Source organism: Qipengyuania sp. NPDC077563, from assembly GCF_044901345.1.
GTDB lineage: Bacteria > Pseudomonadota > Alphaproteobacteria > Sphingomonadales > Sphingomonadaceae > Qipengyuania > Qipengyuania aestuarii.
The window spans coordinates 389,134-403,285 of sequence record NZ_JBJDPC010000002.1 but is presented as its reverse complement, the minus strand read 5'-3'; the positions used below and the strand labels follow the sequence as shown (position 1 = coordinate 403,285).

The following is a 14,152-nucleotide window of genomic DNA, read 5'->3' as shown; positions in this document are numbered from 1 at the left end:
GGAACGGCATTGAACAAGGTGTGAATGTGGCGATGTGCCCGTCTTCAGCGGGTCATCTCGTATTTAACCGAAATGCTTACTCCGGTCGAAATGGTGCCCGGTTCGACCGGTGCGGATTCGTCCATCGCCTTCAACCGGCTTCCCGTAACCACGATAGGCTGCGGACCGGAGCGGCCCTGAACGCTCTCGCTGATCTCGAGCAGTCGGACATTCGAATAGCCCGCCAGCGAGGCATATTCACGGGCCTGCGCCTCGGCGCGCTGGAGCGCGGCACGGCGGGCGGCGACCTTGGCGCGTTCATCGTTCTCCAGACCGAAGACGGGGCCGTTGAGATCGGTTGCCCCGGCAACGACCAGCGCATCGAGCACTTCGCCGGTCTCGTCGATCTCGCGCAGCTTCACGGTCACGCGGTTGCTGGCCCGATAGCCGCGAAAGATCTGTTCCTGGCGCTGCTGGTCGTAATCGTACCGCGCGTTGAGATTGATGCTGCTGGTCTGTATATCGCGCTCTGCCACGCCCAGCGATTTGATCCGGTCGATCACTGCGCGCATCGCCCGTGAATTCTGGCGCAGGGCCTCCACCGCAGTGGGCGCTTCGCTGCTGACCCCGGCGCTGACAGTGACCATGTCGGGCGCTGCGTCCACTTCCTCCAGCACATTCAGTTCGACCACCGGGCCGGTTGCGGCGATCTGGATTTCGGCAGCCTGCGCTGTCATAGGCAGGGCGGCCGCGAATGCGAAGGCGGGAATGGCGTAACGGATCATGGGCAAACTCCTGTTGTCTGACGCGTCTTTCGTCTTGGCTGCTTTACGCACAGCTGAACGAAGCTGTTCCGCGAAATACTTTGCGGCAAAGAAAAGGGTCGGATATCGACGGGCTCAATTAGGGGGACGCCAGTGATCAGATTGCACAAATTCTTGGCCATTGCTTTGGCGGCGGCACTCAGCCCGCCGGTTCTCGCCCAGCCGATGGACCGCGTGCCGGACCGGGCGGAAGGCGATGGCCCCTATGAAACGCTGATCGTGTCCGGCGCCGTCATGGTAGAAGGATCGGGCGCGCCGCCGACGGGGCCGGTCGATATCGTGATCGAAGGTAACCGCATTGCGGCGATCCATGGCGGCAGCGCCCCCGCAGCCGTGCGCGCCCGCGCCAGCCGCATCGTGGACGCCGCTGGCATGACGGTGATGCCCGGCTTCGTCGATGTGCATGGCCACAATGGCGATGCCGGCAAGGCGGGCCAGCCCTCCTATGGCTACAAGCTGTGGCTCGCCCACGGCGTGACCAGCGTGCGCGGCGTGTCCTTCTACTGGGGTCCGGGCCAGCCCGATCTGGAGGATACGCGCCGCAGCGCCGCCAACACGATCACCGCGCCGCGCCTGTTTCCCTATGCCGCCTTCGGCGACAAATGGGACGGCGGCGCAGTGGACAGCGAAGCGAAGGCGCGGGCCTGGGTCCGCTGGGCCAAGGCCGAGGGGTTCTGGGGCATCAAATTCTTCAACTCGCTCGAACCCGATCTGCTCGGCGCGGCGCTGGACGAGGCGGAAAAGCAGGGCCTCGGCACGGTCGCCCATCTCGCCCAGCCCGGCGTCCAGCGCGTCAACGCCCGCAAGGCGGTGGAACTGGGCATGGACGGGGTCACCCATTTCTACGGCCATTTCGAAAGCCTGCTCGATGATGCCGCGCTGCCCACCTATCCGCAGGGCTATAATTATGCCGACGAACAGTCGCGCTTCGCCTGGGTGGCCCGCTTGGCCGATCAGGTAGTGGAACCCGGCAGCGAGGAATGGGACGAATACGTCGATTTCCTCGTCGACAGCGGCGTGACGCTGAGCCCCACCTTCAACATCTATTCCGCCAGCCGCGACGTGATGGCCGCGAAAACGCGCGATTGGCACGAGCGCTACACGCTGCCCAGCCTGATGGATTTCTACGCCCCCAGCCCCACCAACCACGGCAGCTATTACAAGGATTGGTCGACCGAGGACGAAGTCGCCTGGCGCAAGTTCTACCGGTACTGGTTCGACCTGACGAAGGAATTTCACCGCCGCGGGGGCCGGGTCACGGCGGGCAGCGATCCGGGCTATATCTACCAGACCTGGGGTTTCGCCTATATCGGCGAGCTGGAAATGCTGCGCGAGGCCGGCCTCGAACCGCTCGAGGTAATCCGCGCCGCCACGCTTGCGGGGGCGCAGGAAATCTACCAGCCGCGCGGGGAAACGCCGCCGATGGGGACGATACAGGTCGGCAAGCTGGCCGATCTGGTCATCGTCCCGGGCAACCCGCTCGACAATCTCAAGCTGCTTTACGGGACGGGCCATACGAAACTGAACCGCGAAACCGGCGCAATCGAGCAGGTCGGCGGCGTGCGCTGGACCATCAAGGACGGCATTGTTTACGATGCACCTGCGCTGCTGGAAGATGTGGCGCGGATGGTCGAGGCGCAGAAGGCGGCGCGGCCGTAAGGAACAGTCATCGCGGGCGTCGCGTGGCAATCCGTCGTGAGACGCTGCACCGCTGCCGGTTGTTCGGATGTAGCACCATGGATTGCCGCGTCGCCTGCGGCTCCTCGCAATGACTGTGAGGAGGGTCATTACAAGCAAAGCACTCGCGACAAAAGCGCAGGGCACTTGCCGACAGCCCTCCGCCCGCCTACCTCGCGCCACCTATGGCACAGCCCCCAATTCTCAGCCTCGAAGGCATGGCCCTGCAGCAGGGCGGCAAATGGCTGTTCGGCGGCCCGGATCACGAACCGCTCGACCTCCACATCGGCCCCCGTGACCGGCTCGCGTTGATCGGCCGCAACGGCGTGGGCAAGACCACGCTGTTCCGCATGATCGACGGGCGGATCGACACCGATGCCGGCATGCGCAAGATCAAGCCGCATACCAAGGTGGTGCTGCTCGAACAGGACCCCGATGTGGCTGCCCATGCCACTTTGATGGACTGGGCGCTGGCGGGCGAAAATGCGCCGCAGGAATTCGAGGTGGAGGCCATCGCCAGCCAGCTCGGCATCGACATGGCGCGCGAGACCAAGGGCGCGAGCGGAGGCGAGAAACGCCGCGCCGCGATCGCGCGCGCGCTGGCGCAGGACCCGGACCTGCTGCTGATGGACGAGCCGACCAACCACCTCGACCTGGCCGCGATCGACTGGCTGGAAAGCTGGCTCGACCGGTACAAAGGCGCCTTTGTCGTCATCAGCCACGACCGGACCTTCCTCAAGCGCCTGACCCGCGCGACCATCTGGCTCGACCGGGGAGAATTGCGCCGCAAGGAAGTGGGTTTCGGCGGCTACGAGGCCTGGGAAGAACAGGTCTACGCCGAAGAAGCCCGCGCGGCGGAAAAGCTCGACGCAAAGCTCAAGCTCGAAGCCCACTGGCTCGAACGCGGGGTAACCGCGCGGCGCAAGCGCAACCAGGGCCGGCTCGAAAAACTGTGGCAGATGCGCGCCCAGCGGGCCTCGATGATTTCGGCCGGCGGCACGGCCAAGCTGAAGCTGGCAACCGAGGCGGAGTTCAAGTCCAAGTCGGTCATCACTGCCGACCAGATCACGAAGTCCTATGGCGACCGCACGATCATCAAGCCCTTCTCCCTGCGCATTCAGCGCGGCGACCGCATCGGGATCGTGGGCGCGAATGGCGCGGGCAAGACGACACTGCTGAAGATGCTGACCGGCGAGCTGGAGCCCGACAGCGGCACGGTCGATATCGCCAAGACGCTCACCGGCGTGATGATCGACCAGCAACGCCAGCTGCTGACCGCCGACAAGACCGTGCGGCAGGTGCTGGCCGAGGGCGGCGACTGGATCGACGTGCGCGGGGTGCGCAAGCATGTGCAGGGGTACATGAAGGAGTTCCTGTTCGATCCCAAGATCGTCGACATGCGCGTCTCGGTCCTGTCGGGCGGCGAACGCTCGCGCCTGCTGCTGGCGCGCGAATTCGCCAAGGCATCGAACCTCCTCGTGCTGGACGAGCCGACCAACGATCTCGACCTCGAAACGCTGGACCTGCTGCAGGAAGTCATCGCGGATTATGAAGGCACCGTGCTGATCGTCAGCCACGATCGCGACTTTCTCGACCGTACCGTGACCGTGACGCTGGGCCTTGACGGGACCGGCAAGGTCGATGTGGTCGCGGGCGGGTACGAGGACTGGCAGGCCAAGCGCCAGACCCCGGTCTCGGGCAAGGCGAAGGACGACAAATCGGGCGACAAATCCGCCCCGCCTGCGCCGCCTCCACCTCCGCCCAAGCCGACGAAGCTGTCCTACAAGGACCAGCGCGATTACGAGCTGCTCCCGGCGCGGATCGAGGAGCTGGAAGCCGCCATCGCACGCGGCGAACAGATCCTGGCCGATCCCGACCTCTACACCAGCGATCCGCAGCGCTTTGCCAATGTCTCCAAGGGCATCGAGAACGCGCGCGCCGAGAAGGATGCGGCGGAAGAACGCTGGCTGGAACTGGCCGAGCAGGTCGAGGCGCTTTGACGGCAGCGGCGCTCAAGCGGGAAATCCGGGCTTGCACCCTGTGCGCCGAGCATCTCCCGCTGGGACCCAAGCCGATCGTTCAGTTCAGCGCCACGAGCCGGGTCGTGGTGGTCGGCCAGGCGCCGGGGCGCATCACCCATGAAACCGGCCTCGCCTTCGACGACAAGTCGGGATACCGGCTTGCCGAATGGCTGGGCGTGAGTTTCGAGACGCTGCACGATCCCGCCCGTTTCGCGATCGTGTCGATGGGCTTCTGCTATCCGGGCAAGGCCAGCGGGGGAGACAAGCCCCCCCGCCCCGAATGCGCGCCGACCTGGCATGAGAAGGTGATGCGCGAACTGCCCGAAGACCGGCTTACGCTGCTGGTCGGCACCTACGCCCAGCGCGCCTATCTGCCGGATACCAAGAGCTGGACCATGCGGGAACGCATCCTGCGCCATGCCGAGTTTCTCCCGCACTTCCTGCCGCTTCCCCACCCCGCCTGGCGCAGCACGCTGTTCATGCGCGACAACCCCTGGTTCGAGGGCGAGGTTCTGCCCGAGGTCCGCCAGCGGGTCGCCCGCTTGATCGGCTGACAGGTTGACAGGTTGACACTGTCGTGGAGAAAAATCCGCCTCACCGGATGCGGTAGAAATCGGCCACCCGGTCGAGCGCCAGTTTCAGCACCAGCTTGCCGCTCCTGCTCGGCCAGCCAAGTCCCTTCTCCGCCTCTGCAAGAGCCTCGCAGCCGCAGGCCACCCGCCAGAGGATGTCCTTCAGACCCGCCCCGGCTTCCGCCATCGCGCCGTCGAAGCGGTCCTTGGCCGACAGCTGGCGTTCGGACGGCGTCATGCCGTCACGCCCGGTCCCGCAATCCACGCGGACCGCGTCCCAGCGCATGGTGACCTGCGGCGATAGCTGCGCACGCTCGTAATCCGCCCGCAGCCGCTCCCCCGCATCGTACTGGCGGTCGTCCAGGTGGCCGCGCGCATGCAGCCAGGTGAGCGGCGATTCGCCCAGGTTCACCGTGACCGAGCGGCGCCTGCCGCGCGCGCTGCCGCGCCGTTTCGGCCCGACTTCGGTCAGCTCGCGTTCGATCAATTCGCGTTTCATCATTGCATCTCCTCGATTTCGAAGATGCGGACTTGCCTTTATCAGGTTCGTGTAGGAAAGCGGAAAAACCAATCTGGTTATTCAGGTGCTTTCCATGATCAACCGCATTCGCAACATCCGCAAGCAGAAGGGCATGACACTCGCCGATCTGGCCGAAGCCTGCGATCCGCCTACCACGCCGCAAACCGTCGGCCGGCTGGAAACGGGGATGCGCAATCTCTCGCTCAAATGGATGGAGCGGATCGCCGCAGCGCTGGGGGTGGAGCCCGAAATGCTGGTCCGCTCGGAAAGAGCCGCGCATCCGCAGGTGGTGGCCCGGCTGGGCCCGTCAGGTCCGGAAGGCCTGGAAGAGACGCGCGACGCGATCCTTGCCACCGATCTTGGCGGCGATGGTGCGCTGGTGGTGATGACGGTCGACTATCCGCATGGCGAATACCGTCCCGGCGACCTGCTGTGGCTGCGTCAGCTCGACCCCGCCGATGCGGCGCGCGCTGTCAATCGCGATGTCTTGGTGCCGCGCAAGGGCGGGCGCTTCGCCTTCGGCCGCCTGATCGACCGGCAGGGCAAGCTGGTCGGCGTGCTTCCGCCCGGCCACGGGGAAAAACAGCAGGTGGTGGAAAATCCGGCCTGGATCGGGGTGGCCGAAATGCTCGTCCGCCGCCTCTGACAGGCAGCGGACGAGAGAGTTCAGATCAGACTTCGCCGCGGAGTTTCTTTTCCTGGCGGTCGGCGACCGATTCCTGCGGCACGAAGCTGTTGGAATTGACGCCCATCCACACCAGCAGCGGCGCCGCCATGTAGATCGAGCTGTAGGTACCAACGAAAATGCCGAGCGTGATCGCTGCGGTCAGGCCGAACAGGCTCGCCGGACCGAACAGCAGCAGCGGGATCAGGGCCACGAGCAGCGTCAGCGAGGTCATCACCGTACGCGCCAGCGTTTCGTTGACCGACAGGTCCAGCAGCTCGGGCAGCGGCATCTTGCGGTATTTCTTCAGGTTTTCGCGGATACGGTCATAGACCACGATGGTATCGTTCAGCGAATAGCCGATGATCGCGAGGATGGCCGCGATGATCTGGAGGCTGAATTCCAGCTGGAAGAGGCTGAACATCCCCAGCGTCAGCGATACGTCGTGGAACAGCGCGAACAGGCCGCCCACGCCGAACTGCCATTCGAAGCGGATCCAGATGTAGAAAGCGACGCCGAGCATGGCGAGCGCCAGCGCGAAGATCGCATCGCTGCGAAACTCGCCCGAAACCTTGCCCGAGACGTTGTCGTTCCCGTCCAGACGGAAGTCGGGATAGTTTTCCTGCAACTGTTCGACCACGGCGTTGGCCGCCGCCTGCGCTGCGTCCTTGTCCGACGAGACTTCGTCGGGCAGGCGGATGCGGATCGAGACCTGGTTATCCTCGCCGAAGCGCTGGACGACGGGGGTCCCGTAGCCCAGATCCTCGATATCGGTGCGCAGCTGCGCCACCGGGGCCTCGGTGCTCTGCGTGAAGGTCGCGCGCACTTCCAGGCCGCCGGCGAAATCGACGCCGTAATTGAGGCCCTTGGTCATCACGAGCCCCCAGCTCGCCGCGATCAGCACGATGCTGACCACGAAGAACGGGATGCGCCATTTCAGGAACTTGATGTTGGTGTCGTCGGGGACGAGCTTGAGCAATTTCATGGTCCGTCCTCCTTACAGGTTCAGATCTGTGGGCCGCGCCTTGCGAAGCCATTGGGCCACCCACATCCGCGTGAGCGGAACGGCCGTGAAGACCGAGGTGAAAAGACCGACGACGAGCACCACGGCAAAGCCCTTGATCGGGCCCGAGCCGAACTGGAACAGCAGCACGCCGGCGATGAAGTTGGTGACGTTGGCGTCGTAAATGGCGCGGCTGGCTTCCTTGTAGCCGTTTTCCACTGCCGCAACGACCCGCCGCCCGCGCTTGCGTTCCTCGCGGATACGCTCGTTGATCAGCACGTTGGCGTCGACCGCCGCGCCGATCGTCAGCACGAAGCCGGCGATACCGGGCAGAGTCAGCGTGGCGTTGAGCGCGGCCATGATGCCGAGCAGCATGAGCACGTTGATGACCAGCGCCACCGTGGCATAGATGCCGAAGCGGCCATACGTCACGATCATCAGCAGCATGACCAGCAGCGTGCCGATGCCCATGGCGAGCAGGCCCTGCTTGATCGAATCGGCGCCGAGATCGGGGCCGACGGTGCGTTCCTCGACCACGGTCAGATCGACCGGCAGCGCGCCCGAGCTGAGCTGGATTGCCAGTTCGTTGGCGCTCTGCACGGTGAAGCTGCCGCTGATCTGCGACTGGCCGTTGAGGATCGGTTCCTGCATCACCGGCGCGGAAATCACCTCGCCATCCAGGATGATGGCGAACCGATCGCCGGTATACTGGCGCGTCATGTTGGCGAATTGCTTGCCGCCCTGCGGGTTGAAGGCAATGCTGACGACCGGTTCGTTGGTCTGCTGGTCCACGCTCTGCTGCGCGTTGGTCAGCGTCGACCCGTCGATCCCGCCGAGACGGTTCACGACCACGCCGCCGCCGCCATAACGCTCCTTGTCGGCATAGGCGACCACTTCGCCGCCCGCGACGAAGCCGCGCTCGACCTCTTCCAGCGTCGCTTCACGCTGCACCAGCTTGAATTCGAGCTGGGCGGTCTTGCCGATCAGTTCCTTCAGCGCTTCGGGATCCTGCAGGCCGGGGACCTGCACCACGATGCGCGTATCGCCCTGGCGCAGAACGGTGGGTTCGCGCGTGCCGAGGCTGTCGATACGGTCGTTGATCACGCTGAGGGCGGCGTCCATCGCCGAGCTCACCGCATTGTCCAGACCGGCGCTGGTCGGGGTCAGCACGAAGCGCTGCCCGTCGACCACCTGAAGGTCCCATTCGCGGACCGGGCCGGTGCCCGACATCAGGCCTTCGATCTCGCTGCGGGCAAGATCGATCTGCGAGGCGTCGTCGAGCAGGAAGCTCAGGCGGTTGTCTTCGGTCGACACGTCGCCGATGCGGATGCGTCCGCCCTCGGCCCCGCGAAGCGCGTTGCGCACGCCTTCTTCCATATCTTCCAGCCGCTTGGCCGCGACCTGGTCGCGTTCCGCCTCGAGCAGGATGTGACTGCCCCCGGCAAGGTCGAGGCCGAGATTGACCGTCGGATTGGGCAGGCTGTCGGGCCAGTCCTGGTTCGACAGCGAAGCAAGCGAGGGAAGCGCCGCGAGCACGCCCAGAAGGGCGATACCCCATAGCATGACCTTCTTCCAGGTCGGGAATTCCAGCATGACCGGGTCTCTATCCTTGTGGCCGGATCAGTCGTTGGCGGGTGCTGCGGGCTTGCCGCTGAGCACTTCGCCGATGGTGGATTTGACCGCGCGGACCTTCATGCCCTTGGCCAGTTCGAGCTCGACATAATGCTCTTCCACCTTGGTGATCTTGCCGACCAGACCGCCGGCGGTGATCACTTCGTCGCCGCGCTTGAGGCCTTCGACCTTTTCGCGGTGCGCCTTCTGCTGGCGCAGCTGCGGGCGGATCATGAGGAACCAGAAAACCGCGAAAATGGCGACCCAGGGCAGGACCTGGAGCCAGACCGGCGGCTGGGCAGCGGCGGCAAGAAGGGTGATCATGGGAAAAGAAGACCTGTTGGTTGCAGCAAGAGTTTTGCGTCAGTTGGGCGCCCTGCCCCCGCAGTTCAAGCGGGCTGGAGCGCGCATCTTTCGATCGGTGGCGGGCGGTTAGCAGTATTGATTGAGACTGGCAATGAATTGGACAAGACAGGTGCTTGCCATGTGGATGAGCCGGGCCTATAGGGCCGCCTCCACTGGTTTCGGGATGTAGCGCAGCCTGGTAGCGCACCATACTGGGGGTGTGGGGGTCGCTGGTTCGAATCCAGTCATCCCGACCAGTGGTTTACCCCCCTTCTCTCCCACATTCGCGGCGCCGCCCACGGTGTTGCCCGCAATGTTCCGGAAAACGCTCCGAACACCGTCTTGATCGGTGGCCTGCGCGCCGAACACACGGCGGATGCCGCACAAAAGGGTGCGAAATAGGATTCGCCCGTCCGCGAACCTGCTCCCGATCACTTTTTTCGCGCTGCCGAAAAGCGAATTTTGCCCCGATTTGCGCCATTTTCGCGAGTCGCTGCGCTGCCTCGGGCACTCCGAAACGAGAACCCCCTTTCCTACACGAACCGATTTGGTTACTTCTTTAGCCAAGGAGAAACCACATGGCACTCATCGAATCGCTCATCGGCCCCCTCGCCTCGATCATCGACAAGATCATCCCCGACAAACAGGCCCGCGCCGAGGCCAAGCTCGAACTGCTAAAGCTCGAAGGCACGCATGAACTGCGCCAGATCGAGGCGCGCCTGTCCGCCATCGTCGCCGAGGTGCGCAGCCCCGACCCCTGGACCAGCCGCGCCCGCCCGAGCTTCCTCTACGTGATGTATGCGATGATCCTCTTCGCCCTGCCGATGGGCGTGCTGAGCGCCTTTTCCCCCGCCGCCGCCCAGGGCGTGAGCGCAGGCATCACCAGCTATCTGAGCGGCCTGCCGGAAGAACTCTACGCGCTCTTCGGCACCGGCTACCTCGGCTACACCGCCGCCCGCCAATGGGGCAAGGCGAAGGGGACGGAGGTGTGAGGGGCGGAAGGGATGTGGAACGTTGGCCCGTTCCGGGGTTGCATTGCAATCTGCGGTTCGCAGTGTCTGCTATTTGGTGGATTGCTGCCATCCAAAAAGCTTCGAGCATTCGATGAGGCGATGCGGGCCATTTCCGCCACTCCTCCATGAACTATCTGAAGGATACCCCCCTTTTGCGACTATGGCTCCCGCACCAGGGAGGAATTAGGGTTAATGGACTGAGCTCACACGTCGCTGGACAGTTTTAAAGGGTCCGACTGATGGCAATTCGTCCGGTTATTAGAGACTTCGCATTTTCCGCAGGGGAAACGCTGCTGCCAAGTTCGATCCGAAACAGAGGCGCGTTATTGGTAATGCGTCGTGCGGCCAGCGAATGGGCCAGAGATGCCTACGTCCTGTCCTATCCCAAGTCCGGGCGCACGTGGTTGCGTACGATGCTCGGGACCATGGTGTGTGCGCAGTACGGACTGGATGTCGACAACCCGATGGAGGTCCAGCACTTCTGGAAGCTCGCGTCAGACATTCCGAATATTGGATTTACACACGACGACCACCCCAACCTGAAATTCGGGGACGAGATCGAAACGGACAAATCTCGCTACCGCAGGAAGAAGGTCCTGCTGCTTACCCGCGACCCGCGGGATGTGCTGGTTTCATACTATTTCGACGCGAAGAACCGGATGAAGGTGATCGATTGCGACATCTCTACCTATATCCGCCAAGAGAAGGGAAGCATCGACGCGGTCGTCGCCTTCTACAACGCCTGGGCGCGGGCAAGAAGGGTGCCACGCGACTTTCTGTGGGTCCGTTACAGGGACATGCATCGTGATCCGAAACAGGTCGTACGAGATTCTGCGGCCTTTCTGGGTCTCCCCGCTCCGAGCGAAGACCTTCTCGAGCGGGTCGTTGAAGGTGCATCGTTCCGCAACATGCGCAAGGCGGAACTGAACGACAGCTTCAACCACGAACGCCTTCGCCCGGCAGATCCGGCAAATCCGGAGAGCTTCAAGGTGCGACGCGGCAAGATGGGCGGCTTCGTCGATTATCTTTCCAGTGACGACATCGCCTATGTCGATAATTACATCGATCGAAATCTGGACCCGTTCTTCGCTTGCTATTTCAGTGAGGCGAAGGCGGCGCAGTCACCAGCGGCGCAACCAAGCGGCACCCAAACTCCGCTCGCCCTCTCCACCGTATTGACGGGCAGTAAAACAGATCGGCCGCAACCGGTCCCCAGTAACGACAACCGGCGCCGCGAGCGATTTGTTCGGATGGCGGCGATGGTCGCTGTGTTTGCCTGTGGCTGGGCTGGCAATGAATTAGATATCGGCTTCTCGCCCGCGGCAAACGCGGCCTCGCTCGTGAACGAAGCCCAAGAGGCCTACGTCGCAAGTAGTGTCCGAGCAAAGATGCCCTCGCAAATAGCAATCAGGAATGTCGACCGGCAGGACATCCTCAAGGCGACGGGCATTAAGCTGCCCAAGCTTCCTCAAGACTGGGTTGTGACTGATGCGCAGCTGTATCCCTCTGATCTAGGCAATTCGGTAGTTGTGACGATGGTCACAACCGCTGACGAGCGCGTTTCGCTGTTCGCGGCAGAGGAAGACACCTCGATCAGTGACAGTCCTTCGATGGACTCGGACGATGGTATGGTAGTGGCGTACTGGGAAGACGATCAGGTCGCGCTTGCGCTGGTCGGGGAAATCAAGGCGCCCCGATTGCTGGAACTGGCCAATACCCTGGATGCGGAATCCTGACGGCTAATCTTTAGCGAACCAAATTCCATTCAAAGACATCAAAGGCGATTCTTGGCGATGTCAGCAATTGGGTCGTTACCCGACTTCCGCCTTTTCGGCGCGCAGCTGCGGGATCGCTTCCCTGAGTACTCTGGCCGAGGATCGAAGAATTATCACAGCCATGACCGCGCCGATGACGATATCCGGCCAGGGCGACGACGTCAGGGCGACGGCGCCCGCAGCGATGAGCACGCCAACGTTCGAGATCACGTCGTTGCGCGAGCATTCGAACGTGCTCGCCATATTCACATCCTGCCGTCTGAAGCGCCACAGGAGCGACAGGCATGCCAGGTTTGCGACCAGTGCCATTGCTCCGAATGCGAGCATCAGCGTGGATGACGGGGGTACGCCGGTACTCAGCTTGATGGCGACATTCACCAGGATGCTGATGCCTAGCAACAGGATCAGAACCCCCTTCAACACGGCTGCACCGGCTTTCCAGCGGTCGCCTCTCGAGAGCGCATAAAGACTGACGCCGTAGACCAGGGCATCGCCCAGCATGTCGGTGGCGTCTGCCATTAAGGCCGACGAACCGGCCATCACGCCGGCAGTAAACTCGACGAAGAACATCACCGCGTTAATCCGCAGCACGATCATCAGGACGCGGCGCTGGTCGGCCTGCCTTGCAAGCTTCTCAAGCTCGGTTCCCTTGGATGAACAGCAATCGCTCGACATCGGCCCTAGATGAAAGATCGGGTCACTATCCGCAACCGGGTCATTGGCGGTCGGTCCTTTGTATGGCGAAGGGTGATGGCGATCACCGCCGGAATCAGGTGCCGCGCGCCAGAACAGCTGCCAGCTCGAGCAGTCTGCTGGATTCCAGTTCGCCGACCAGTCCAAGAGCCAAGGGGCCTTCTTCCCAAAAGGCCACGGACACCCCGTTATCAGCTGTCATCATCGGCAACGCACCGAAGGAAGTCTCGGCCTGAGCCGCGAAGAGCGAGATGGTTTCGCCCGACGGCGTTTTCACCGAGACCATGACCGAATTGCCGAGATCGGAAGGGTAGAGCTGTGCGTCCAACACGGACCATCCTGAAGGCAAGGCAGGAAAATCGATACCCGTGGCGTCGAGAATTTCGCGCCGATCGAGCTCGATGCTTTCTACTTGCGATGCCATTTTCCAGCGAACCTGACTCGCATTGTAGGCCTCCTGCGCCTCGTTGACGAAGGAAGCCGCGCTGGCCGGCGTTGAAAGATCGCCCACCCATCCGTTCGCAAACCAGCCCGAGGCGAACAATGCCGCCAGTCCGGCGACCCGGCGCCAGCTGATCCGCCCGTTATCGTTGGCGAAACGCGGGTACGAAGAAACAGAAGACTTGTTGCCGCCGGCCTTGCGGCCAACCAACGTGCCCTTGCTGCTGCCCTTGGCCCTTTCGAAGGTAATGTCAGGCCAGTTGCGCCGCCACCGATGGGCGACCACGCGCTCTCCCGGCCTGGCGGCGTCGTCCAGGAGAATTATTCCCCCAGGCGCAAGGCGTTCAAACAGGACCTCTGCCGCTCCGCGCACAAATGGATGCACGGCCCATGGCGGTCCATCGATGATGATCAGGTCGATCTGCTCCGGTACATTGCCGAGTTCGTACCATCTGCCGGGCCATCCTTCGATCGAAGCCGTCAAGGGAGCGCATCTGATGTGCGCCTCGACACCCTCGCCTGTCAGCCATTCTCCGGTCGCCGTCACAAAATCGGCGTGCTGGTCGAAGCTGAACAGCTTGCCCTGACCATTTTTTTGCATAGCCTTGGCGCACACGAGAGTGGATGCGCCCGCCCCCAATTCGACGACCACGCGCGGCTGCAGTTCTTCGACAGCGTCCACGATACGGTGCAGAAATCCGGTATCGGCTTTCCAGCTTCCAAGATTGGGCAGAGCGCCCGGATCCAGCGAGACCCGGTCCATCAGATCGCGCTTGCTGCGCTTCGTTCCGCCCCACAGGCTGTGCAGAAGCCAGGGCCAGCCGATCGCCCCGAAGGCCATACGGTAGAGGACATCGGATATGGCAGAATCGGGTCTGCTTTCGTCATGGTCGCGAAGCGAGAGAAGGCCAGTGGTGTGGCGTGATGTCATTATGGGAGGTCCAACGAAGCGAGAAATTTGAGGGCGAATGGGCGCCGCGAATTTTCGCTAGCATGAACACCTGCCGATCGACA

At 63.1% G+C, this 14,152-nt stretch carries 13 protein-coding genes and 1 tRNA gene; 7 read left to right on the top strand and 7 right to left on the bottom strand.

The features are described from left to right. Positions 1-44: 44 nt before the first annotated feature. Entirely contained in the window at positions 45-764 is a 720-nt protein-coding gene (locus ACI2I1_RS07825; protein WP_404678660.1) for an SIMPL domain-containing protein, read from the bottom strand. Positions 765-896: 132 nt separating this feature from the next. Here ACI2I1_RS07825 and ACI2I1_RS07820 point away from each other — a divergent pair, with 132 nt between their 5' ends. The 3 genes from ACI2I1_RS07820 (at position 897) to ACI2I1_RS07810 (ending at position 5,055) form a co-directional block, all read left to right on the top strand. Beyond that, the gene (locus ACI2I1_RS07820) at positions 897-2,462 is read left to right on the top strand and encodes an amidohydrolase (RefSeq protein WP_404678659.1); all 1,566 of its coding nucleotides are present in this window, start codon (positions 897-899) and stop codon (positions 2,460-2,462) included. A 203-nt stretch (positions 2,463-2,665) separates the two neighbouring features. Then, positions 2,666-4,480 carry an ABC-F family ATP-binding cassette domain-containing protein gene (locus ACI2I1_RS07815; RefSeq protein WP_404678658.1) on the top strand — a complete coding sequence of 605 codons (1,815 nt, stop codon included), beginning with the start codon at positions 2,666-2,668 and terminating at the stop codon, positions 4,478-4,480. Continuing rightward, positions 4,477-5,055: a uracil-DNA glycosylase family protein gene (locus tag ACI2I1_RS07810; RefSeq protein ID WP_404678657.1), complete on the top strand. Its 579-nt coding sequence runs from the start codon at positions 4,477-4,479 to the stop codon at positions 5,053-5,055. The genes ACI2I1_RS07815 and ACI2I1_RS07810 overlap by 4 nt, the downstream gene beginning before the upstream one ends. 40 nt (positions 5,056-5,095) lie before the next feature. Here the strand turns inward: ACI2I1_RS07810 and ACI2I1_RS07805 are convergent, their stop codons facing one another. Next, positions 5,096-5,572 (bottom strand): DUF6456 domain-containing protein, encoded by a 477-nt coding sequence (locus tag ACI2I1_RS07805; protein ID WP_404679152.1) that lies wholly within the window; start codon positions 5,570-5,572, stop codon positions 5,096-5,098. A gap of 94 nt (positions 5,573-5,666) precedes the next feature. On the opposite strand from ACI2I1_RS07805, the gene ACI2I1_RS07800 reads away from it, so the two are divergent. Then, a complete protein-coding gene (locus tag ACI2I1_RS07800) occupies positions 5,667-6,239 on the top strand; it encodes a helix-turn-helix domain-containing protein (RefSeq protein ID WP_404678656.1) in 573 nt (190 codons plus the stop codon). Between the two features lie 25 nt (positions 6,240-6,264). Here the strand turns inward: ACI2I1_RS07800 and secF are convergent, their stop codons facing one another. Genes secF through yajC form a run of 3 tightly spaced genes read right to left on the bottom strand, consistent with a single transcriptional unit; the run spans position 6,265 to position 9,195 of the window. Then, positions 6,265-7,242 (bottom strand): protein translocase subunit SecF, encoded by a 978-nt coding sequence (gene secF / locus ACI2I1_RS07795; protein ID WP_221541910.1) that lies wholly within the window; start codon positions 7,240-7,242, stop codon positions 6,265-6,267. A 12-nt stretch (positions 7,243-7,254) separates the two neighbouring features. After that, positions 7,255-8,853 (bottom strand): protein translocase subunit SecD, encoded by a 1,599-nt coding sequence (secD, locus tag ACI2I1_RS07790; RefSeq protein ID WP_404678655.1) that lies wholly within the window; start codon positions 8,851-8,853, stop codon positions 7,255-7,257. Positions 8,854-8,880: 27 nt separating this feature from the next. Continuing rightward, on the bottom strand, positions 8,881-9,195 hold the full coding sequence (gene yajC, locus ACI2I1_RS07785; RefSeq protein WP_221541912.1) for a preprotein translocase subunit YajC: 315 nt from the start codon (positions 9,193-9,195) through the stop codon (positions 8,881-8,883). Between the two features lie 201 nt (positions 9,196-9,396). Between yajC and ACI2I1_RS07780 the strand changes: the two genes are divergently transcribed. From ACI2I1_RS07780 to ACI2I1_RS07770, 3 genes are all read left to right on the top strand, one after another. After that, a tRNA-Pro gene (locus ACI2I1_RS07780) sits at positions 9,397-9,473 on the top strand. Between the two features lie 321 nt (positions 9,474-9,794). Next, positions 9,795-10,208 carry a holin family protein gene (locus ACI2I1_RS07775; protein ID WP_404678654.1) on the top strand — a complete coding sequence of 138 codons (414 nt, stop codon included), beginning with the start codon at positions 9,795-9,797 and terminating at the stop codon, positions 10,206-10,208. A gap of 260 nt (positions 10,209-10,468) precedes the next feature. Continuing rightward, positions 10,469-11,965 carry a sulfotransferase domain-containing protein gene (locus ACI2I1_RS07770; protein ID WP_404678653.1) on the top strand — a complete coding sequence of 499 codons (1,497 nt, stop codon included), beginning with the start codon at positions 10,469-10,471 and terminating at the stop codon, positions 11,963-11,965. Positions 11,966-12,040: 75 nt separating this feature from the next. Here the strand turns inward: ACI2I1_RS07770 and ACI2I1_RS07765 are convergent, their stop codons facing one another. Together ACI2I1_RS07765 and ACI2I1_RS07760 are read right to left on the bottom strand one after the other, a co-directional pair. After that, on the bottom strand, positions 12,041-12,679 hold the full coding sequence (locus ACI2I1_RS07765; protein ID WP_404678652.1) for a cation diffusion facilitator family transporter: 639 nt from the start codon (positions 12,677-12,679) through the stop codon (positions 12,041-12,043). 94 nt (positions 12,680-12,773) lie between these two features. Then, positions 12,774-14,069, bottom strand: coding sequence for a class I SAM-dependent methyltransferase (locus tag ACI2I1_RS07760; RefSeq protein ID WP_404678651.1), 1,296 nt, complete (start codon positions 14,067-14,069; stop codon positions 12,774-12,776). Positions 14,070-14,152 lie beyond the last annotated feature (83 nt).